Below are 20,289 nucleotides of genomic sequence, written 5' to 3'. Positions count from 1 at the left end.
GGTGCACTCTTGCCGACATCTTCCCCCGACCGCCCCGCCGGCCGCGCGCCACCGCCCCCCGTGGCGGCGGTGGTGTCGCGGTCAGCGCCCCCGGGTGACGGCCCGGGCCCCGTAGAGGGTGCCCGCTCCCTCCGCGGTGAACACCCACTGCCCCGACCCCACCGGGGCGGCGAGCACGGCGGCACCGTCGAGGGCCTGCACCGCGCGGGTGCGCCAGATCGCTGTGCTCAGCAGCCGCAGCTGCACCGCCTCGTCCCCGCCGTCGGGCTCGAAGGCCAGCACCGCGGGCCCGGCGACGTAGAGCCGCCCGGGGCGCCACGTCGTGCCGGCCAGCGCGCGCCGCCAGCGGCTGGTGCGCAGCAGCGCCCCGCCGCCGACGACGACGGCGGCCAGCCCGCCCAGGACGAGCGCGAGGACGACGAGCCCGGCGCCGGGTACCCGACGGCCCTCCTCCCCGGCCATCGACACGGTGGCGGCGCCGAGCAGGACCCCGAGGACGACGGCGATGGCGCCGCCGCCCAGCCAGCGCAGCGCCCCGACCTGGAGGGCGGCCAGGGCGGTCCGGGTGCCGGGGTCGTCACTCGCCGGGTGCATGGGCACATGCTGGCAGCAGCGTCCGCCGGGACGGCGACGTAGCGTGGACCGGATGTCCACGGAAGCCCCCGCGACGCTCGCCGCCTGGTTGCGCACCCGCAGCGACGAGCAGCTGCGCGCGTTGCTGGCGGCCCGGCCCGACGTCGCCCGCCCCGCACCCTCCGACGTCGTCGCGCTGGCCAGCCGGCTGGCCGTGCCGGTGTCGGTCGACCGCGCCCTCGACGAGCTCGACGCCGCCACCCTGCAGGTGCTCGACGTGGTCCTGCTGGCGCCCACCGACGGGCTGCCGCCCGACGCGCTGGTGGCCGCGCTGCCCGAGGTGCCCGACGAGGTGGTCGAGGCCGCGGTGGAGGCGCTGACCACGCGGGCGCTGCTGTGGGGCGACGACGTCCTGCACGCCCCCGACCCGGTGCGCCGCGCCGTCCGCCACCCCGCCGGGCTGGGCCGCCGGGCGGTCGACCTGCGGCTGCAGCTACCCGCGGACCTGCCGGCCGCCGTCGGCGAGCTCGACCCCGAGGAGCGCGCCGTCCTGGAGCGGCTGGCCGGCGACCGCCCGGTCGGCCACCTCCCGGAGGCGCCCAACGGCGGCGCCACCCCGGCGCGGCGGCTGCTGCAGCGGGGCCTGCTGGCCCGCATCGACGCGCTGAACGTCGAGCTGCCCCGCGAGCTGGGGCTGCTGCTGCGCGGCGACCGCCCCTACGGCCCGCCGCGGCGGCGCCCCGAGCCCGCCGTCGTCGCCCGTGACCCGCAGGTGGTGGACCGGCAGGCCGCCGGTGCGGCGCTGGAGCAGGTCGGGCGGGTCGGCGAGCTGCTGGCGCTGCTGGAGGAGGAGCCGGCCGGGCTGCTGCGCAGCGGCGGGGTGGGGGTCCGTGACCAGAAGCGGCTGGCGAAGGCGCTCAAGGTGGCCGAGCCGGACGCCGCCTGGCTGCTGGAGCTGGCGCACGCGGCGGGGCTGCTCGACGTCGGCGGCCCGCACCGCGACGAGTGGCTGCCCACCCGCGCCTACGACGTCTGGCGGGAGCAGGACCTCGCCGACCGGTGGGCGGTGCTGGCGGCCGGGTGGCTGGGCGCCGTCCGCCTCCCCTCCCTGGTGGGCGTGCGCGACATGGCCGGCAAGGCCGCCAACCCGCTCTCCCCCGACCTCGTGCGGCACACCGCGCCGGCCATCCGCCGGTCGGCGCTGGCGGTGCTCACCGAGCAGCCGCCCGGGTCCGGGCTGGGGGCCGACGAGCTGACCGCGCTGCTGCGCTGGCGCACCCCGCGCCGGGCCGACCGGCTGGCGCCGGTGCCGGACGTGCTGGCCGAGGCCGCCCGGCTGGGCGTGGTCGTGGGCGGGGTGCTCTCCACCGGTGGCCGCGGCCTGCTCGCCGCCGGGGAGGACGGCGCCGCCGACGGCGTGCGCGGGCTGCTGCCCGAGCCGGTCGACCACGTCCTCGCCCAGCCGGACCTGTCGCTGATCGCCCCGGGGCCGCTGGTGGCCGAGCTGGCCGACACCCTGTCGGTCGTCGCCGACGTCGAGTCCTCCGGTGGCGCGACGGTGTTCCGGGTGTCGGACTCCTCGGTCCGGCGGGCGCTGGACGCCGGCTGGTCGGCCGCCGACCTGCACGACTTCTTCGCGAAGGCGTCCCGCACCCCGGTCCCCCAGGCGCTGGACTACCTGGTCGACGACGTCGCCCGGCAGCACGGGCGGCTGCGGGTGGGGGCGATCGAGTCCTACGTCCGCTCGAACGACCACGGGCTGCTCTCCCAGGTGCTGAGCGACCGGCGCACCGCCGCCGCCGAACTGCGCCGGCTGGCCCCGGGCGTGCTGGTGAGCGGGCTGGGGGCCGACGAGGTGCTCACCGTGCTGCGCGAGGCCGGCTACGCCCCGGCCGGCGAGCACCCGGGCGGTGCGGTGCTCACCCGGCCCCCGGCCCGGCCACGCGCCGCCGGCCGCCGCGGGACCGAGCCGGCGGCCGCGCCCCGTCCGCTGACCGCGGCCGACCTGGAGACGACGGTGCGGGAGATCCGCGCCGGGGATGCGGCGCTGGCCGCGCGCCGCGGCGAGGCGGTGCGCCAGGTGCCGGGGGTGACGACGGCGTCGACGCTGGAACTGCTGTCGCGCGCGGTCCGGGAGGGCGTGCCGGTGTGGTTGGGCTACGTGGACGCCCAGGGCAGCGGCAGCCAGCGCGTGGTGCAGCCGGTCTCGCTGGCCGGGGGCTTCCTGCAGGGGTACGACGAGCGACGCGGGGAGAGCCGCACCTTCGCCGTCCACCGGATCACGTCGGTGGCGCTGGTGGAGGACGACGGCGACTGACCCGCGCCGTTCCGTCGGGGGGGGGGGGCGGCCTACCGTGCCGCCGTGACCGAGACGTTCACCGCCGTCCTCTGGGTGCACGACGGCCCGGCCGGGTGGCACTTCCTCACCCTGCCGCCCGAGGTCGCCGACGACGTGCGCGAGGCCGGCGCGGCCGTCCGCGCCGGGTTCGGGTCGGTGCGGGTCACCGCCACGGTGGGCGGCACCTCGTGGCGGACGTCGGTGTTCCCGGACGCGCGCAGCGGCTCCTACCTGCTGCCGGTGAAGAGGCCGGTGCGGGCGGCGGAGGGGCTGCGCGCCGGTGACCGGGTGGTGGTCCAGCTCGCCGTCAGCCGGGATCCGGCACCGCGACGCGGCGGGTGAGCATCCGGCCCAGGACGACCTACCTGTCGGCGCCGGCCCCTGGATCGGGGCGCGGCTGCGGGCCGGGCATGCTGCCCGGGTGATCGACGGCCCCCCGAGCATCCAGGAACGACTGGTCCCCACGCTGACGTGCTTCGGCTGCGGCCCGGCCAACGAGCGCGGCCTCGGGCTGCGCAGCCACCCCGGCGGGGACGCCGTCACCGCGACCTTCACGCCGTGGCCCGAGCACGACAACGGCCTGGGGTACCTCACGGCGGCATCATCTCCACGCTCCTGGACTGCCACAGCGCCGCTGCCGTGCTGCACGAGGCCGACGTGCGCGGCTGGGGGCCGCTGCCGGGAGCGGCGCTCGCGTACGTGACCGCGGGGCTGGACGTGCGGTACCTGCGCCCGGCCCCGCTCACCGAGCCGGTGGAGCTGCGGGCGGTGGTCACCGAGGCGGGCCAGGGGCAGATGACCGTCGACGTCGGGCTGCACTGGGACGGCAAGCCGCGGGCCACCGCGGTCGCGCTGTGGAAGCGCTGGCGGCTCCGCGCCTGAGCGCCGGCGTCTCCGTGCCGCCGTCGTCTCGATCCGGGACGGAAGGACCCGTCGTCCCCCGGCGTTACCGTGGAGAGTCCGGCGCGCCCGCCCGCGCCGCAGTTCCCGAGCGAAGGATGCGTGCGCGTGCCTGACGGCCCCCTGATCGTCCAGTCGGACAAGACGCTGCTGCTGGAGGTCGACCACCCGCTGGCCCGCGACTGCCGCGCCGCGATCGCCCCGTTCGCGGAGCTGGAGCGCTCCCCGGAGCACGTGCACACCTACCGGGTGACGCCGCTGGCGCTGTGGAACGCGCGCGCCGCCGGGCACGACGCCGAGCAGGTCGTCGACGCGCTGGTGCGCTACTCGCGCTACCCGGTGCCGCACGCGCTGCTGGTCGACGTCGCCGACACGATGGACCGCTTCGGCCGGCTGACCCTGCAGAACAACCCGGTCCACGGCCTGGTGCTCACCAGCTCCGACCGCGCGGTGCTGGAGGAGGTCATCCGCTCGAAGAAGGTCGCCCCGATGCTGGGCGCCCGGCTCGACGCCGACAGCGTCGTCGTCCACCCCTCGGAGCGGGGCCGGCTGAAGCAGGCGCTGCTCAAGGTGGGCTGGCCGGCGGAGGACCTGGCCGGCTACGTCGACGGGCAGGCGCACCCGATCTTCCTGGAGCAGGACGGCTGGCACCTGCGTGACTACCAGCAGGAGGCGGTCGACGGCTTCTGGGCCGGCGGCTCGGGCGTCGTCGTCCTCCCCTGCGGCGCCGGCAAGACGCTGGTGGGCGCCGCGGCGATGGCCGAGGCGAAGGCGACCACGCTGATCCTGGTGACCAACACCGTCTCCGGGCGGCAGTGGAAGCGCGAGCTGCTGGCCCGCACCACGCTGACCGAGGACGAGATCGGCGAGTACTCCGGCGAGCGCAAGGAGATCCGGCCGGTCACGATCGCGACCTACCAGGTGATCACCACCCGCCGGAAGGGCGAGTACCGGCACCTGGACCTGTTCGACGCGCAGGACTGGGGCCTGATCGTCTACGACGAGGTGCACCTGCTGCCGGCGCCGATCTTCCGGCTGACCGCCGACCTGCAGTCCCGGCGCCGGCTGGGGCTGACCGCGACGCTGGTGCGCGAGGACGGGCGGGAGGACGACGTCTTCTCGCTCATCGGGCCCAAGCGCTACGACGCCCCGTGGAAGGACATCGAGTCCCAGGGCTACATCGCGCCGGCCGAGTGCGTCGAGGTGCGGGTCGCGCTCGACGACGAGGAGCGGATGACCTACGCCGTCGCCGAGCCCGAGGAGCGGTACCGGATCGCGGCGACGGCGAAGTCCAAGCTGCCGGTGATCCGCCGGGTGCTGGACCGGCACCCCGACGAGCAGAAGCTCGTGATCGGCGCCTACCTCGACCAGCTCGAGGAGCTGGGTCAGGCGCTGGACGCCCCGGTGATCCAGGGCTCGACGACCAACCGGGAGCGGGAGAAGCTGTTCGACGCCTTCCGCGCCGGCGAGGTGAAGACGCTGGTGGTCTCGAAGGTCGCGAACTTCTCCATCGACCTGCCCGAGGCTGCCGTCGCGGTGCAGGTGTCGGGCACGTTCGGGTCGCGCCAGGAGGAGGCGCAGCGTCTCGGCCGGGTGCTGCGGCCCAAGGCCGACGGGCGGCAGGCGCACTTCTACACCGTGGTCAGCCGCGACACCCTCGACAGCGAGTACGCCGCCCACCGGCAGCGCTTCCTCGCCGAGCAGGGCTACGCGTACACGATCGTCGACGCCGGTGACCTGGCCGGCCCGGGCGAGGTCAACGGCCCCGACTGGGTGGACGAACCGGCCGACTGAGCGCTGAGCACCGGCCGACCTGCCGACCCGCACCCGAGACGTCAGTACGGCGGTGGCGTCGTCGAGGCCGCCAGACCGCTGGGCGTGGTCACGGTGAGGGTGCCGTCGGGAGCGAGGTGGTGCTGGCAGCCCGGGGCCTGGTGCTTGCCCCGGTGGTGCGGGGTGCAGTAGCCGACCAGGTTGGCCGCGCTCGTCTCGCCCTCGGGCCAGGGGCGATCGTGGTCCAGTTCGCCGCGCCTGGGGACCGGTCGACGGCAGCCGGGTTGCCGGCACCGGCGGTCGCGGGCGCGCAGGAACCGGTCGAGCCGCGCGCCGGGCCGATAGCCGTCGGTCGGCGGCGGAGCGCCCAGGCCCGGTAGGCCGCTCAGGTCGTGGGTGCAGCTCGCCCCGGCCCGCCGGCACGCGCTGTCGCCGCACCGGGAGCGCCGACGGAGCTCGTCGGCGTCGGTGAGCGCCACCAGCGCGCCGGTCAACTCGTCGACCAGGGCGATCCGCGGGCGGTCGACCAGTCCCCCGCCACCGGTCCGGTCGAGCAGCTCGGCAAGCGCGCGCCGCTGGGCGTCGATCGCGGCACCGAGCGCGCCGAGCGCGTCCGGCGCCGAGGAGGACCGCCCCGCCGAGCTGTCCCGCCAGGCCGCCTCGTCGGTCGAGTCGGCCACCTCGGCGGCGTCCACGGCGCGGCGCGCCTTCCCCACCGCCCGCTCCAGGTCGAGCAGGACCGCTCCTGCGGCCTCGATCGCGCGGTCGGCCGCCGCCCACGAGCCGGGCTCGGGCGCGGGGGCGTCGGCGAGCGCACGCCCGGAAGCGGGAGCGGGCGGACGCCCGCCCGCATGGGCGTCCTCGAGCTCGGGGGATGGTCCGGGTTCCGGTTCGAGCCAGGGTTCGGGTTCGGGACCAGGCTCCGTCCACGGGCCGTCGTCGGCACACCAGGCCGGCTCCACCCACGGGAGCAGATCGATCTCAGCCGGCATCGCGTTCCAGCGCGCCGACTCCGCCAAGAACCTTACCTGGACCTCCGGCGGCGGGTCCTCCTCGCCGCCCCACTCCTGCAGGACGAGGGCCTCGGTGGCCGCCCACCAGTCGGCGAGCTGCTCCTCCTCGCTCGGGTACCAGTCCGCAGCACGCGCGCCTGGGGACACCGTCGGCTCGGCATCAGGGGCGTTGCCCCCGGCGGGCGCCACGGTGGGGCCACCGGTCGTGCCCGCAGCGGGAACCGGATCGCTTTCCGAGGGAGTGGTCGCATCCGCAGCGGTGTCTGCGTCCGCGGCGGGGGAAGGTTCCGGCGCGGCGGGAGAAGGTTCCGGCGGAACGGCCACCTCCGGAGCCGGGACGTCGGGGACGAGGCCGAATGCGCGAGCCAGGGCCCGCACCATCTCGGCCGGCACCACCTGGCCGTTGACCTCCCCCGGCTGGTCGCCACCGAGCAGGGTGCGCACGCCCGCCACCAGGGCGAGCTGGGCCTGCACGGGCGGCAGGCCGTTCTCGCCCGGCCGCAGCACCAGGTCGAGCAGGCAGTCGGCCATCTTCTGACCGCGGGTGCGCTGGTCGTCGGGCGTGGTCTCCAGGGCGTCGGCATAGCGGCCGAGCGCGTCGAGGAGCGCCTGGGCCTCCGGCACGGAGAGCAGCGCGCTGAGCACCGCCGTCCCGTCGGTGGTGCCTGGCCGGACCGAGATCCCGCGCTCGCGGAGCGCGCGGGTCAGCCGGCCGGCGGCGTCCCGGGCATCCCGGCGGAGCACCACCCGGCGGGCCTTGTCGCCCAGCTGGGCGGGGGTGGTGACCCGCCCGGCCGCCCAGGCGAGCAGCTCGGCCTCCACCTCGGCGCGGATCTTGGCGTCGGCGATCGGCGCGACGGTGCCGAGCATCGGCCACAGGTGCCCCTCGTGCAGCAGCCCTGCCTCGAGCGCGTCCAGCGTCCGCGGCAACCGGTGCACCAGCGTGAGGGACCGGGTGAGCAGCGCCTCGGCCGCCTGCGAGGTGCGGGACAGGCCGAGGACGAGCTCCTGCGTCGCCCACTCGCTGACGCCGGACAGCACCTCCGCACGCGACGCCCGGCGGTCGGCGCTCATGGCGCCCGGTTCGCCGGGCTGGCGGTCAGCTGAGGAGGGCCGGGTCGCGGCGAACTCGGCGATCGCCCGCGCGCGCAGCGCGGTCTGACGGGCGATCTGGCGGTCGGCGGCCTGGACCACCGCCAGCGGGCCGGTGGCCCACCCGGCCGCCGGCGCCACTGGCTCCGTGACCCCTGCCCGCTCCTCATCCACCATGGATCGAACATACGTTTGACCTCTGACAGTTCCGGCGTCAGCGAGCCCGCAGGTCCAGCCCCATCAGCACCTCGTCCCGGCGGTCGTCCACGCCGATCTGGAGCGCACCGGGCCAGCACCCGGTCACGGTCCACCCGTGACGGCCGTAGAACGACTCCAGGCCCATCCCGCCCCGCACCTCGAGCCGCAGCGCGTCCAGACCGAGGTCGTCCCGTGCCGCACGGGCCACCTCGCCCATCAGCGCGCCACCGACCCCCGACCCCCGGGCGGCCGGCGACGTCTGGACGTGCGTCACCCGGGCCCAGTGCGCGGCGACCGGGTCGGCGTTGCCCGTGAGGACCAGCCAGCCGGCCACCCCGCCGTCGCTGAGCGCGACGAGGAGCCTGCGCAGCCGCGGGTCGAGCCCGGAGCCCAGGCGGTCGACCACCGGCGCGACGACGTCGTCGTCCACCGGGACCTGCCGGGCGAAGCCGACCGCTCCCCCGCCGTTGACCACGTCCCGCCAGCAGCTGACCAGGTCCGCCCGCAGGGACGGGCTCACCTGGTCCGGCGCGGTCAGCCAGCGGAGCGGGGGCACCGGCGGCGGCTGTCAAGCCCTCACGATGCGGCCGGGGGCGCCTGGGGACACCGGGGCCCGCGGGAGTGACGAGCCGGTCCGTTCGGGCCATGACAGTCACCACAGCAGCCGGACCGCGGTCCACGAAAGCGCTGGTCAACGGCTCGCCGGGAGGCCGCCATACGTGGCGACGGCGGGGGCGCGCCGGAGGGGCCCGTTGGGCGTGTTGCCCGGCCGCCGATCAGAATGGGCCCCGACATGGCGACTGCAGCAGCAGCGGCGGCCCGGGCCCCGCAGACGACCAGCCGACCGCTCCGGGCATGGCAGCAGGCCGCCCTCGCGCAGTACGAGGAGGCCGCCCCCAAGGACTTCCTCGTCACCGCTACGCCGGGCGCCGGGAAGACGACGTTCGCCCTGACGCTGGCCGCCCGGTTGCTCTCGCGGCGGGAGGTCGCCCGCGTGGTCGTCGTCGCCCCCACCGACCACCTGCGGCTGCAGTGGGCCGAAGCCGCCGATGCGATGGGCATCGTCCTCGACCCGAACCTCACCAACGCCGTCGGCCCGGTGCGCGCCGGCACCCAGGGGTACGTGACCACCTACGCCCAGGTGGCCGGCAAGCCGATGCTGCACGCCGCCCGCGCCACCGCCGTGAAGTCGCTGGTGATCCTCGACGAGGTGCACCACGCCGGCGACGGCCTCTCCTGGGGCGAGGCGGTCGAGGAGGCCTACGGCATGGCCGCGCGCCGGCTGTGCCTCACCGGGACGCCGTTCCGCACCAAGCCCGACGAGCGCATCCCCTTCGTCCGGTACGAGGAGGACACCTTCGAGGGCGAGGCCGGCGGCCTGGTCAGCCGCGCCGACTACACCTACGGCTACAAGGAGGCGCTGGCCGACAACGTCGTCCGCCCGGTCGTCTTCGCCGCCTACACCGGCACCTCGCGCTGGCGGAACTCCGCCGGGGAGGTCGTCGCCGCGTCGCTGAGCGAGGCCGGCACCAAGTCGGTGGAGATGCAGGCCTGGCGCACCGCGCTGGACCCCAGGGGCCAGTGGGTGCCGCACGTCATCGCCGCGATGGACGACCGGATCACCCACCTGCGCGAGGAGGGCGGCATGCCGGACGCGGCCGGCCTGATCCTCGCCAGCGACCAGGACGACGCCCGCGACTACGCGAAGATCGTGCGGCGGGTGACCGGCAAGGCGCCGGAGCTGATCCTCTCGGACGACCCGAAGGCGTCGAAGAAGATCGAGCGGTTCGCGACCGGCTCGGCCCGCATCGCCGTCTGCGTCCGCATGATCTCCGAGGGCGTCGACGTGCCGCGCGCCGCCGTCCTCGCGTGGATGACCTCCTACCGGACGCCGCTGTTCTTCGCGCAGGCGGTCGGCCGCGTCGTCCGGTCCCGCTCCCCGCACGAGTCGGCGACGGTGTTCCTCCCCGCGGTGCGCCCGCTGCTGACGCTGGCCGCCTCCATGGAGGAGCAGCGCAACCACGTCATGCCGCCGCCGAAGACGGTCCAGGGCGACGAGCTCGACCTCGAGCCGCTGCCGCCCAAGGAGAAGGACCCCGACGGCATGAAGCAGTGGGAGGCCCTGGAGGCCGACGCCCGCTTCGCGCACGTCCTCCACGGGGGGACGGCGCACACCGGCGAGGGCCGCGCGGCGACCGTCGTCGCACCCGAGGAGGAGGACTTCCTCGGCATCCCGGGCCTGCTCACCCCCGAGCAGACGGCGTCGCTGCTGGCCAAGCGGGACGAGGAGCTGCGGCTGCGCATCGCGCAGAGCCACCGGGACGACGCCGACGACTTCATGGTCGTCGAGGACCACCCCGACGAGGACGACGCCGGCCGCTCCTGGCGCGATGCGGCGGAGCTGCGCCGGGAGATCAACAAGCTGGTCAACCGCGTGGCGGCGCGCACCTCGCAGCCGCAGGCCGTGGTGCACACGCAGCTGCGCCAGCAGGTCCCCGGCCCCCCGTCGGCGTCCGCGTCGGTGGATGTCCTCCGAGCCCGCCGGGAGCGCCTCCGCACGATGCTCTGACCGAGGTGTGGGCGGTAGCTGCCCGACGGGCCTCCTGATCTGCGGTCACCGCTCAAGGGCCACCGCTCGGGTCCGCCGGCGCTTCGGGCCGGAGGCACACCGGGAGTACCGTCTCCCGATGGAGACGGTAGAGGTGCACGGCCTCCGCCTGGCATACCGCCGTACCGGCCACGGGCCAGCCGTGGTGTTCGTCCACGGCGGCGCCGAGGACGGTCGCGCCTGGACACCGCAGCTCGACGCGCTCTCCCGCGAGTTCACGGTGATCGCCTGGGACGAACCCGGCGCCGGGCGATCCGAGGACATGCCGGACCAGTTCGGCCTCTCCGACTACGCCGACTGCCTCGCGGGGATGATCCGCGCGCTCGGGGTCTCGCCCACCTCGCTCGTCGGCCTCTCATGGGGCACGACCGTGATCCTCGAGCTGTACCGACGGCACCCCGCGGTGATCCGGAGCATGGTGCTGGCTGACGGATACGCCGGGTGGCGGGGTTCGCTGGGCGCCGAGGAGGCCGACGCCAGGTTGGCCCTCGTGCGCGCCGCGCTGACCGAGCCGGCCGAGGCATTCGATCCGACCCTGCCCGGGCTCTTCGCGGGTGATCCACCCCCGCCTTTCGTGCCGCTCCTGAACGCGATGGCGGCGGACGTCAGACGCCGCAGCATGTTGATCGCCCTCACCGCTATGGCACGGCCGATCTCACCGACGTCCTGCCGACCGTCCAGGTGCCCACCCAGTTGATCTGGGGCGCCCTCGATGCGCGGTCGCCGCTGTCGGTGGCACGCGAGTTCGAGCGCCGGATCCCTGGAGCTCGCCTGGCGGTCATCCCCGATTGCGGACACGTCAGCAACCTCGAGGCACCGCACCTCTTCAACGAGATCGTTCGCGGCTTCCTCGACAGCCAGCGCTGACGGCCGAGCCGCCGGGCAGGGGGGCGCGATGGGGGGGCACGCCCGGTGACACCGCGCGCACCGCAGCCAGGTGGCGTCCGCTGTGCCGCGAAGCCGCTGCGTCGCGCCCGCGCCCCTCCGAGGTCCGCTCGCCGCGATCGGTCAGGGCACCGGCAAGAGCCCGCGCTGGGCGGCGATGGCCACGGCCTCGGTGCGGCCGTTCGCGCCCAGCTTCGCCAGGATGTTGCTGACGTGCACGCTGGCGGTCTTCTCGCTGATGTAGAGCTCCGCGCCGATCTGCCGGTTGGTGCGGCCCTTCGCCAGCAGCGCCAGCACCGACTGCTCCCGCGGGGTCAGCACCGCGGCCGGGTCGACCAACCGCACCCCGGGCAGGTCGACGTCGAGCCGGCCCCGGCGGACCAGCGCCTCGACCGCCTCGCGCAGCGGCGTGGCACCCAGCCGGACGGCGACCTCGTGCGCCGCGCGGGCCTCCACCGCGGCGCCGGCCCGGTCGTCGGTGGCCAGCAGCGCCTCGGCCAGCCGCCGCCGCGACCGCGCCTGCTCGTAGACGTGGCCGTAGCCGAACGCCTCGGCGGCGGCCTGCCACAGCTCGGGCGCGGCCTTCCCGGCCAGGCGGGCGTGCTCGGCATCGACCCGCGCCCGCCACGCGAGGCCCTCGACACCCATCCCGCCGACCGACCGCTCGAACACCTCGACGGCCGACCGGGCGATCTCCACGAGCTCCTCGCCGCGGTGCACCCACCCGTCCGCCGTCACGCGGTCCCCCACCAGCCGGGCGGCGGCCGCGGCATCGGCAACCGCGCCCAGCGCCGTGGCGACCAGCCGCAGCACGCCCAGGTGGTCGAACCGCCACACCTCGCGCAGCCGGGCGCTGGTCGCGATCGCGACGTCCACCGCCCGCGCCGCGTCGCCCGCCCAGGCGGCCAGGTCGATCTCCGCCGCGCCGGTGACCAGCGAGAGCAGGTAGTGGGCGTTGACCCGCTCGACCAGCGACCGCGCCCAGGCCAGCCGGTCCCGTGCCGCCGGGTCACCCCGGCCGACCAGCACGAGCAGCGCGGCGGCGCGCACGTGCGCCGCCATCTCGGGCACCCGCGCCAGCGCGTCGGCCTCGGCCAGGCTCGCGTCCCACTCCCCCACCGTGTACAGCGCCGTCACCCGCAGGTGCCGCAGCCCGGCCGGGTAGGTGGCCCACTCGACGCCCAGCGCCCGGGCCCGCTCGGTCGCCTCCCCGGTGAGGGCCACCGCGCCCGGCACGTCCCCGGCCTCGAACCGGTCGACGGCGAGGTTGAACCAGGCCCGCATCTCGACGTCGACGTCGCCCGAGCGCCGCCCCCGCTCCAACGCCTCGCCCAGCCGACGCCGCACCCCCTCCACGTCCGCGGCCGGCCGGGACCGCACCTGCGAGACGGCGGTGTCCGACCAGGCGGCGTCCAGGCCGAGGACGTCGGCCGCCGCGAGCGCCTCCTCCGCGGCCGCGTCGCCCTCGGCGAGGAGGTTGAGGCTGAAGCACATGCGCGCGTGCGTGGCCGCCGCCCACGTGCGCAGCTCCGACGGCGGCTCGGCCGGGACCAGCGCCATCGCCGCGCTGCTCTCCCGGTAGCCGCCGGTGTGGTCCTCGATACGCACCAGGGCCTGGGCGAGCGTGTAGTGCAGCCGCGCCCGGGTCCCCGGGTCGCCGTCGGGCCCCACCAGCTCCAGCGCGGCGCGCAGCAGCCCCGCGGCGCGGTGCAGCTCGCCCGACGTGCGGGCCGCGGCGGCCGTCTCCACCAGCAACGCCACCTGGTCGCGGCCGGCCCGCCCGGCCGCGTCGGGCACCGCCGGCCACAGTGCGAGCGCTGCCTCGAGGTGCTGCAGCTGCTCGGCGGGCGCGCCGACGGCGCACGCGTCGGACGCCGCCTCCAGCGAGGCGCTGAACGCGCCCGGCAGGTCGTTGCTCTCCCGCGCGTGGTGCGCCCGCTCGGCGGCGGTGCCGGCGTCGGCGTGCGCGGCCAGGTAGCCGGCGATCGCCGCGTGCAGCCGCACCCGCTCGCCGGGCAGCAGGTCGGTCAGCACGGCCTCCCGCAGCAGCGCGTGCCGGAAGCGGTAGCGGCCGTCGTCGGAGACGACGAGGAGGTGGTGGTGCACCACCTCGGCGAGCGCCCGCTCCAGCTCGTCGGGCGCCAGCTCACCGATGGCGGCGACCAGCTCGTGGCGCACCCGCCGCCCCGCCACCGCGGCCACCCGCAGCACCCGCTGGGCGGCCGGGGACCGCTGCTCCACCCGCGCCAGCAGGACGTCGGCCAGCGCGAGCGGTAGCGCCTCGCCCTGCAGCCCGGCGGCCAGCAGCTCCTCGGCGTAGAAGGCGTTGCCCTCGGCGCGGGCGACGACGTCCTCCACGGCGCTCTGCGGGAGGTCGGCGCTCGCCAGCCCGCGGACCAGGTCGCCGACGGCCGCGTCGGGCAGCGGCGCGAGGTCGAGGCGCTCGACGCCCGGCAGCCGCACCAGCTCGGCCAGCAGCGGGCGCAGCGGGTGCCGGCGGTGCAGGTCGTCGGCGCGGTAGGAGGCGACGACGGCGACCGGCTCGTCGACCAGCCGGGCCAGCAGGTAGCGCAGCAGGTCGCGGCTGGACCGGTCGGCCCAGTGCACGTCCTCGAGGACGACGAGCAGCGGGCCTGCGGCGGCGAGCTCGCACAGCAGCGCGGCGACCGACTCGAACAGCTGCAGCCGCCCGTCGTCGACCGGCTGCGGCGCGGCCCGGTGCGGCAGCGGGCGGCCGAGGTCCAGTCCCTCGCCCGGCGGCGGCACGGGGACGACCGCGCCCGGGTGGCCGGCGAGGAAGCCGGTCAGGACCGGGTTCGCCCGGGCCGCCGGCACCAGCTCGGGGTCGGCGGCGAGCGGGCGGAGGAGGTCGACGAAGGGCAGGTAGGGCAACCCGACGTCGCCGAGGTCCACGCAGTGCCCGGTGAGCACCCGCAGCCCGCGCGCGGCCGCCTCCCGGCCCAGCTCGTCGAGCAGGCGGGTCTTGCCGACGCCGGCGTCGCCGGCCAGCAGCGTCGCGCACGCCCGGCCGGCGGCGGCCCGCTCCACCTGCGCGAGCAGGCGGGCGAGCTCCTCGGCCCGGCCCACCAGCGGGGCGTCGTCCCAGCGTGACACGGCTGGGATCGTGGCACGCGGGGGTGACCGATCGCGGCCGGTCCCACCCGGCCGGGGTGCGCTCAGCGCGAACGCCGGTGCCGGCGGAGCCAGGAACCCCGCCGGGTGCCGGTGGTGCGGCCGATCCCCTGGAGGACCTCGCGGCGGTAGGCGAGCTCGGCCTCGAGGCCGGGGTTGGGGTAGGTCATCGTCGTCCCTCTCTCGTCGGTGGTGACACGAGGAACGGTCGTGCTGAGGCCGGGGGCCGGGCATCGGGCGGTCACGCCGTCCGCGGTGGGGACGCACACCTAAGGGGCCCTCAGCCGCCACCCGTCAGGGTGACACCGGGGCCGGGACGCGGTTGACCGGCCGGCTCGCGGGAACCGCTGCCCTCGCGAGCCGGCGCCCCGCCGGCCGCCACCGGAGGAGTTCGTCATGCGACTCGGAACCGCCATCGTGCTGCTCGCCCTCGGCGCGATCCTCACCTTCGCCCTGCGCGTGGACGTCAGCGGCGTCGACCTGCAGGTCGTGGGCTGGATCCTGATGATCGTCGGAGCGCTCGGGATCGTCCTCGAGCTCGCCGTCTGGGGGCCGCGCCAGCGCCGGGTGACCCGGACCGACGCCTACGGCGACCCGGGTGGTGCACCGGCCCGCCGGAGCACCACGGAGGAGACCTACTGAGCGACGCGCGGACGACGAGAGCCCCGCCCGGGCAGGGCGGGGGCTCTCGTCGGTTCAGGTCCGGACCGGATGACGGCCGCCTCGCGGCGATAAGCACAACACGGCTCCAGGCCCCCCGACCGAGGTCGGGGCGGTAGTCCGTGAAGGCGTAACCAAATGGCACCCGGGGGCACGATGCACCCGGCCCGGACTCGTCCCACCGTACGCGCCGGACGTACCGGCGTCATGTCGCGGGACGTGGCCGTGGACACGGGCTCAGCGCCGGTGGGGACGGCACCTGGCCGCGGTGCGACGCGGAGCGTCACGGGTCAGTTGAACCCGCGCTCGTCCTGCTTGAGGGCCGTGTCGACGGTCAGCGCCGCGGCGATGACCATGCTCGCCAGCGGCTCGGGCAGGCGGTAGTGCACCAGGACGACGTAGCGGTCGGCCGTGGTGAACATGGTGCGGGCCAGGCCCTCCCACTTCTTGGTGATCCGGGCGATCTCGACACCGGCGGCGTCGGTGATGGCGAAGTCCCACGCCCGCCAGTTCTCCGCCTGGATCGCCCCGACCAGCGCCCCGTCGGCCACCAGGTCGAAGCGGATCCTCCCGAACACGTTGGCCTGCACGATCTCGCCGACCGGCGCCCCGTCGGGTCGCTCGACCACCACCCGCGACCTCACCAGCTTCGCCGGCCGGGTGAGCACCAGCACCGGCCCGCGGGCGTCGCGCACCTCCAGCCGGTGGGTCAGGAACTGGTCGAGGTTCGAGACGAAGCGGACGGCCTTGCGGAGCCCGCTCTGCCCGACCTGGACGACGGCACCGATCTGCTGCCCGTTCCCGTCGAGGACGGCGTACTCGTTGGTGAGCTCGACGAGCTTGGTCCTCTGGTTCACCAGGAGGACCGGCTGGTCGTACAGCGACGGCCCGGCCGCCGGCGGCGGCGCCGCGGGCTGCTGCACGTGCTCGCTCCAGCCCTGGCCGTCCCACCACCGGGTGCCGGGGCCGCCGGCGGGATCGGGGTACCAACCGGGCGGCGGGGGCTGCGTCACGGCGGTGAACCTAGCGCCGCTGCCCCGCGGGGCCGCGCGGCCGGCGTGCCAGACTCCGAACCGTGGCCGAGCTGACCGACGTGGAGGCCCGCGTCCTCTCCGCCGTCGACGAGCAGTGGGCGGTGGACCGGCTCGCGGCGATGATCGCCGTCCCGTCGGTGGGCGGCTCGGCGGCCGAGAGCGAGGTGCAGCACCTGCTCGCGGGCTGGCTGGACGAGCTGGGCTGCGACGTCGACTGCTGGCCGGTCGACCTCGCGGAGGCGGCGACCGCCGCCGACGCCCCCGGCCAGGAGGTCGTGCGCACCGAGGCGTGGGGCGTGGTCGGCACCACCGGCGGCGAGGGCACCCCGGCGCTGGTGCTCTCCGGGCACACCGACGTCGTCCCGGCCGGCGACCCGGGCCTGTGGGCCGGCGACCCCTTCGTCCCCCGGTTCGCCGACGGCGCGGTGCACGGGCGCGGGGCCTGCGACATGAAGGCCGGCGTCGTCGCCACGCTCGCCGCCGTGCACGCCCTGCGGACGGCGGGGGTGCGGCTGGCCCGGCCGCTGGCCGTGCACGGCGTCGTCGGCGAGGAGGACGGCGGCCTGGGCGCCTGGGCCACCCTGCGCCGTGGCCACACCGGCGAGCTGTGCGTGATCCCGGAGCCGACGGCGCAGGCCGTGGTGACCGCGCACGCCGGCGCGCTCACCTTCCGGCTGGAGGTCACCGGCCACGCCGCGCACGCCGCCATGCGCGACCGCGGGGTGAGCGCCGTCGAGCTGTTCGCGCACGTGCACGCCGCGCTGCGGGAGCTGGAGGCGGAGCGGCAGCGCGACGCCGACCCGCGCTTCGGCGACGCCCGCTTCCCGTACGGCATCTCCATCGGCCGGGTCCGGGCCGGCGACTGGGCGAGCTCGGTGCCCGACCGGCTGGTGGCCGAGGGGCGGTACGGGGTGCGCATCGGCGAGCCGGTGGAGGCGGCGCGCGCGGCACTGGAGACCCGGCTGGCGGAGGTCTCGGCGGCGCACCCGTGGCTGGCCGGGCACCCGGTGCGGCTGACGTGGGTCGGCGGCGCGTTCGCCAGCGGTCAGCTGCCGGCCGGGCACCCGCTGCTGCCCGCCGTGCGGGCCGCGGTCGTCGACGCCGGCGGGCCGCCACCGGTCGAACGCGCCCTGCCCGCGGGCACCGACCTGCGGCTCTACGCCGCCAGGGGCGTCCCGACGCTGCACTACGGGCCGGGTGACCTCCACCTGGCGCACGGCCCGCAGGAGCAGGTGCCGGTCGCCGAGCTGGTCACCGCTGCCCGGGCGTTCGCGCTGCTCGCCCTGCGCACCTGCGGGGTCCGGTGAGCGGCCCGGTCGGGTTCGAGGCCTGGGCCGCGCTGGCCGGGGACTCCCCCATCTCGCGCACCGAGTGGGCCGCCGTCGTCGCCGCCTGGAGCGAGCCGCACCGCCGCTACCACGACCTCGCGCACCTGGCGGCCGTGCTCGGGCTGGTCGAGCGGCTCTCCGCCGACGCGCCGGACCCGGCCGCCGTCGCCCTGGCCGCCTGGTACCACGACGTCGTCTACGACCCGCTGCGCGCCGACAACGAGCAGGTCAGCGCCGACCGCGCCCGGGCCGGGCTGCGTGGCCTCGTGCCGGAGGAGCGGGTGGAGGAGGTCGCCCGCCTGGTGCTGCTCACCGCCGCGCACGACCCCGAGCCGGGCGACGTGAACGGTGCGGCGCTGTGCGACGCCGACCTCGCCGTCCTCGCCGCGCCCCCGGCCGCGTACGCGGGCTACGCCTCCGCGGTGCGCGCGGAGTACGGGCACCTCTCCGACGAGGACTTCACCGCCGGGCGGATCGCGGTCCTGGAGCGGCTGCTCGAGCTGCCCCGCCTCTACCGGCTGCCCGCGGCCGCGGAGTGGGAGCAGCCGGCGCGCGCGAACCTGACCGCGGAGATCACCCTGCTGAGGCAGCGGGCCGGCGAGGCTTCCGGAGCCTGAGCCCCGCCGCGAGCAGCCGCTGCAGCAGCTCCCGGGAACCCACCGGCAGCGCCCCCGCGGCGACCGCGACCTCGTAGAGGTCCGCGGGGACGTCGTAGTGGTCGCCCTGGAACGCCCGGCGCGGGATGCCCAGCTCCACGGCGACGAAGGCGTGCAGCTCCTCGTAGGAGACGTCGCTGACCAGGTGCGACCACATCCGCCCCCGCCACGGCCACACCGGGGAGTCGATCAGCACCGCCACGGCGAGCAGTGTGCCGGGCCGCGACTAGCGTCTGCCCGGTGAGTGCAGAGATCCGCTGGGGAATCGTCGGGCCGGGCCGCATCGCGGAGAAGGTGGTGGAGGACTTCGCGGTCGTCGACGGCGCCCGCGCGGTCGCCGTCGCCTCCCGGTCGCAGGAGCGCGCCGACGGGTTCGCCGCGCGGCACGGCCTGGAGCGGGCCTACGGCTCCTACGGCGAGATCCTGGCCGACCCCGACGTCGACGTCCTCTACGTCGCCACCCCGCACCCGCACCACCACCAGTTCGCGCTGGCCGCGCTGCGCGCGGGCAAGGCGCTGCTGGTGGAGAAGGCGTTCACCGCCACCACCGCCGGGGCCGCCGAGGTGGTCGACCTCGCCCGGGAGAGCGGCACCTTCGTCATGGAGGCGATGTGGACCCGGTTCCAGCCGGCCGTCGCCAGGCTGAACGAGCTCGTGGCCGACGGCGCGATCGGCGAGGTGCGCTCGGTGCAGGCCGACCTCGGCGTCTCCCGCGAGTACGACCCGGTCGACCGGCTGTTCGCGCTGGAGCTCGGCGGCGGAGCCCTGCTCGACCTGGGGGTCTACGTCGTCTCCTTCGCCCAGATGCTGCTGGGCACGCCCGACCGCGTGGTCGCCACCGGCTCGCTGTTCCCGTCAGGAGCCGACGCGGAGGCGGCGATCCTGCTGGGCTGGGAGGACGGCCGCAACGCCGCGCTCACCACCTCGCTGAAGTACGCCCTGCCCGGGACGGCCCGCGTGGTGGGGACGACGGGCTGGATCGACGTCGTCCCCCGCTTCCACCACCCGCAGACGATCGTGCTGCACCGCGACGGCGCCGAGCCCGAGGAGATCACCCGCCCGCAGACCGGCGCCGGGTACGCGCACGAGCTGGCCGAGGTGACCGGGTGCCTGCGCGCCGGCCGCACCGAGAGCCCTGCGATGCCGCTGGCCGACACGCTGGTGGTGCAGGACGTGCTCGGGCAGGCCGCCGACCAGCTCGGGGTGCGGCACGCCGAGGCGGTCGACGTCCTGTGATCGTGGTGACCGCGGCCGGCGGGTCCACCGGCACCGCCGCCGTCCGGGCCCTGCTGGCGCGCGGCGAGCAGGTGCGCGCCGTCGTGCCGTCGCGGAAGCCGCGGCCGGAGCTGGACGCGCTCGGCGCCGAGGTGGTCGTGGGTGACCTCACCGGCGACCTGTCGGACGCGCTGGCCGGTGCGGACGCCCTGTACCTGATCTGGCCGAACTTCGACCCGGGCGAGGCCGCCGGGGCCCCCGCCGTGCTCACCGCGGCCGCCCGCGCAGGGGTGCCCCGGCTCGTCTACCACTCGGTGCTGCGCCCGCAGGCCCGCGCGATGCCGCACCACGCCGCCAAGGACCTCGTCGAGGAGGCGCTCGACGAGGCCGTCGCGGGCACCGGGGCGCGGTGGCGGGTGCTGCAGCCCTGCGCGTACGCCGACAACCTCGACGGGCAGCTGCCCGGGGCGGTCGACAGCGGAGAGCTGCGCAGCCCGTGGGGCCTGGAGCGGGCGCAGTCCTTCGTCGACCTCCGCGACGTCGCCGAGGCGGCGGCCGTGCTGCTCACCGAGGACGGGCTGGACAGCGGCACCTTCGAGGCAGTGGGCCCCGAGGCGCTCACCGCCCCGGACGTCGCCGCGCTGCTCGGCGAGCGGGCCGGCCGGCCGGTCACCGCGGTCGACGTCCACGCCGAGGACGACGGGACCTACGCCGGCCGCTGCCGCACCACCATGTTCGACTGGTACCGGGCGCACGGCTTCACCGGCAGCCCGCGCGTGCTCGCCGCGCTGCTCGGCCGGGCGCCGCGCACGTTCGCCGAGCACCTCGCCGAGCGGGTCCCGGCGGGCGCCTGACCGTCCCCCGACCGGGTGGCTCGCCTGCAG

At 76.5% G+C, this 20,289-nt stretch carries 19 protein-coding genes; 12 read left to right on the top strand and 7 right to left on the bottom strand.

The window, feature by feature from the left end:
• Nucleotides 1–81: 81 nt before the first annotated feature.
• Nucleotides 82–594, bottom strand: a complete 513-nt coding sequence (locus E9565_RS10575) for a hypothetical protein (protein WP_236824878.1) — start codon at nt 592–594, stop codon at nt 82–84.
• A gap of 52 nt (nt 595–646) precedes the next feature.
• Between E9565_RS10575 and E9565_RS10570 the strand changes: the two genes are divergently transcribed.
• The 4 genes from E9565_RS10570 (at nt 647) to E9565_RS10555 (ending at nt 5,605) form a co-directional block, all read left to right on the top strand.
• Nucleotides 647–2,890 carry a helicase C-terminal domain-containing protein gene (locus E9565_RS10570; RefSeq protein ID WP_236834994.1) on the top strand — a complete coding sequence of 748 codons (2,244 nt, stop codon included), beginning with the start codon at nt 647–649 and terminating at the stop codon, nt 2,888–2,890.
• A gap of 45 nt (nt 2,891–2,935) precedes the next feature.
• Entirely contained in the window at nt 2,936–3,253 is a 318-nt protein-coding gene (locus tag E9565_RS10565; protein ID WP_236824880.1) for a DUF1905 domain-containing protein, read from the top strand.
• 216 nt (nt 3,254–3,469) lie between these two features.
• Nucleotides 3,470–3,793 carry a PaaI family thioesterase gene (locus E9565_RS10560; RefSeq protein WP_236834992.1) on the top strand — a complete coding sequence of 108 codons (324 nt, stop codon included), beginning with the start codon at nt 3,470–3,472 and terminating at the stop codon, nt 3,791–3,793.
• Between the two features lie 126 nt (nt 3,794–3,919).
• Nucleotides 3,920–5,605, top strand: coding sequence for a DNA repair helicase XPB (locus tag E9565_RS10555; RefSeq protein ID WP_236824882.1), 1,686 nt, complete (start codon nt 3,920–3,922; stop codon nt 5,603–5,605).
• Nucleotides 5,606–5,646: 41 nt separating this feature from the next.
• Here the strand turns inward: E9565_RS10555 and E9565_RS10550 are convergent, their stop codons facing one another.
• The gene (locus tag E9565_RS10550) at nt 5,647–7,866 is read right to left on the bottom strand and encodes an HNH endonuclease signature motif containing protein (protein WP_236834991.1); all 2,220 of its coding nucleotides are present in this window, start codon (nt 7,864–7,866) and stop codon (nt 5,647–5,649) included.
• Between the two features lie 37 nt (nt 7,867–7,903).
• On the bottom strand, nt 7,904–8,443 hold the full coding sequence (locus tag E9565_RS10545; protein WP_236824884.1) for a GNAT family N-acetyltransferase: 540 nt from the start codon (nt 8,441–8,443) through the stop codon (nt 7,904–7,906).
• Nucleotides 8,444–8,680: 237 nt separating this feature from the next.
• Between E9565_RS10545 and E9565_RS10540 the strand changes: the two genes are divergently transcribed.
• The 3 genes from E9565_RS10540 to E9565_RS23535 all read left to right on the top strand — a co-directional run bounded on the left by E9565_RS10540 (nt 8,681) and on the right by E9565_RS23535 (nt 11,362).
• On the top strand, nt 8,681–10,456 hold the full coding sequence (locus tag E9565_RS10540) for a DEAD/DEAH box helicase (RefSeq protein ID WP_236824885.1): 1,776 nt from the start codon (nt 8,681–8,683) through the stop codon (nt 10,454–10,456).
• A 118-nt stretch (nt 10,457–10,574) separates the two neighbouring features.
• On the top strand, nt 10,575–11,192 hold the full coding sequence (locus E9565_RS10535; RefSeq protein ID WP_374201733.1) for an alpha/beta fold hydrolase: 618 nt from the start codon (nt 10,575–10,577) through the stop codon (nt 11,190–11,192).
• Nucleotides 11,177–11,362, top strand: a complete 186-nt coding sequence (locus tag E9565_RS23535) for an alpha/beta fold hydrolase (RefSeq protein WP_374201732.1) — start codon at nt 11,177–11,179, stop codon at nt 11,360–11,362. Before E9565_RS10535 ends, E9565_RS23535 begins: the two co-directional genes overlap by 16 nt.
• Before the next feature lie 141 nt (nt 11,363–11,503).
• Here E9565_RS23535 and E9565_RS10530 read toward each other — a convergent pair whose 3' ends face one another.
• The gene (locus E9565_RS10530) at nt 11,504–14,494 is read right to left on the bottom strand and encodes an AAA family ATPase (protein WP_236824887.1); all 2,991 of its coding nucleotides are present in this window, start codon (nt 14,492–14,494) and stop codon (nt 11,504–11,506) included.
• Between the two features lie 62 nt (nt 14,495–14,556).
• Nucleotides 14,557–14,682, bottom strand: coding sequence for a hypothetical protein (locus tag E9565_RS22425; RefSeq protein WP_255714284.1), 126 nt, complete (start codon nt 14,680–14,682; stop codon nt 14,557–14,559).
• A gap of 226 nt (nt 14,683–14,908) precedes the next feature.
• Here E9565_RS22425 and E9565_RS10525 point away from each other — a divergent pair, with 226 nt between their 5' ends.
• On the top strand, nt 14,909–15,154 hold the full coding sequence (locus E9565_RS10525) for a DUF6458 family protein (protein ID WP_236834989.1): 246 nt from the start codon (nt 14,909–14,911) through the stop codon (nt 15,152–15,154).
• A 308-nt stretch (nt 15,155–15,462) separates the two neighbouring features.
• Here E9565_RS10525 and E9565_RS10520 read toward each other — a convergent pair whose 3' ends face one another.
• A complete protein-coding gene (locus E9565_RS10520; RefSeq protein ID WP_236834987.1) occupies nt 15,463–16,185 on the bottom strand; it encodes a phospholipid scramblase-related protein in 723 nt (240 codons plus the stop codon).
• A 62-nt stretch (nt 16,186–16,247) separates the two neighbouring features.
• Between E9565_RS10520 and E9565_RS10515 the strand changes: the two genes are divergently transcribed.
• Together E9565_RS10515 and E9565_RS10510 are read left to right on the top strand one after the other, a co-directional pair.
• A complete protein-coding gene (locus E9565_RS10515) occupies nt 16,248–17,513 on the top strand; it encodes an ArgE/DapE family deacylase (RefSeq protein WP_236834985.1) in 1,266 nt (421 codons plus the stop codon).
• Complete coding sequence (locus E9565_RS10510) at nt 17,510–18,151, top strand: metal-dependent phosphohydrolase (RefSeq protein WP_236824891.1); 642 nt, start codon at nt 17,510–17,512, stop codon at nt 18,149–18,151. Before E9565_RS10515 ends, E9565_RS10510 begins: the two co-directional genes overlap by 4 nt.
• Here the strand turns inward: E9565_RS10510 and E9565_RS10505 are convergent.
• Entirely contained in the window at nt 18,108–18,392 is a 285-nt protein-coding gene (locus tag E9565_RS10505; RefSeq protein ID WP_236824892.1) for a DUF4031 domain-containing protein, read from the bottom strand. The genes E9565_RS10510 and E9565_RS10505 overlap by 44 nt on opposite strands.
• Before the next feature lie 38 nt (nt 18,393–18,430).
• On the opposite strand from E9565_RS10505, the gene E9565_RS22420 reads away from it, so the two are divergent.
• Together E9565_RS22420 and E9565_RS10495 are read left to right on the top strand one after the other, a co-directional pair.
• Complete coding sequence (locus tag E9565_RS22420; RefSeq protein WP_236824893.1) at nt 18,431–19,426, top strand: Gfo/Idh/MocA family protein; 996 nt, start codon at nt 18,431–18,433, stop codon at nt 19,424–19,426.
• Complete coding sequence (locus E9565_RS10495; RefSeq protein WP_236834983.1) at nt 19,423–20,259, top strand: SDR family oxidoreductase; 837 nt, start codon at nt 19,423–19,425, stop codon at nt 20,257–20,259. Before E9565_RS22420 ends, E9565_RS10495 begins: the two co-directional genes overlap by 4 nt.
• Nucleotides 20,260–20,289: the final 30 nt, after the last annotated feature.

Source organism: Blastococcus sp. KM273129 (assembly GCF_021698995.1).
Taxonomy (GTDB): domain Bacteria; phylum Actinomycetota; class Actinomycetes; order Mycobacteriales; family Geodermatophilaceae; genus Blastococcus.
Note: the sequence above shows the minus strand (reverse complement) of the source record. Positions and strands in the feature narration are given on the sequence as shown.

Coding starts and splice junctions, on each gene's coding strand:
- E9565_RS10575 (WP_236824878.1), bottom strand. CDS start 594: ATGCACCCGGCGAGTGACGACCCCGGCACCCGGACCGCCCTGGCCGCC.
- E9565_RS10570 (WP_236834994.1), top strand. CDS start 647: ATGTCCACGGAAGCCCCCGCGACGCTCGCCGCCTGGTTGCGCACCCGC.
- E9565_RS10550 (WP_236834991.1), bottom strand. CDS start 7,866: ATGGTGGATGAGGAGCGGGCAGGGGTCACGGAGCCAGTGGCGCCGGCG.
- E9565_RS10540 (WP_236824885.1), top strand. CDS start 8,681: ATGGCGACTGCAGCAGCAGCGGCGGCCCGGGCCCCGCAGACGACCAGC.
- E9565_RS10535 (WP_374201733.1), top strand. CDS start 10,575: ATGGAGACGGTAGAGGTGCACGGCCTCCGCCTGGCATACCGCCGTACC.
- E9565_RS22425 (WP_255714284.1), bottom strand. CDS start 14,682: ATGACCTACCCCAACCCCGGCCTCGAGGCCGAGCTCGCCTACCGCCGC.
- E9565_RS10525 (WP_236834989.1), top strand. CDS start 14,909: ATGCGACTCGGAACCGCCATCGTGCTGCTCGCCCTCGGCGCGATCCTC.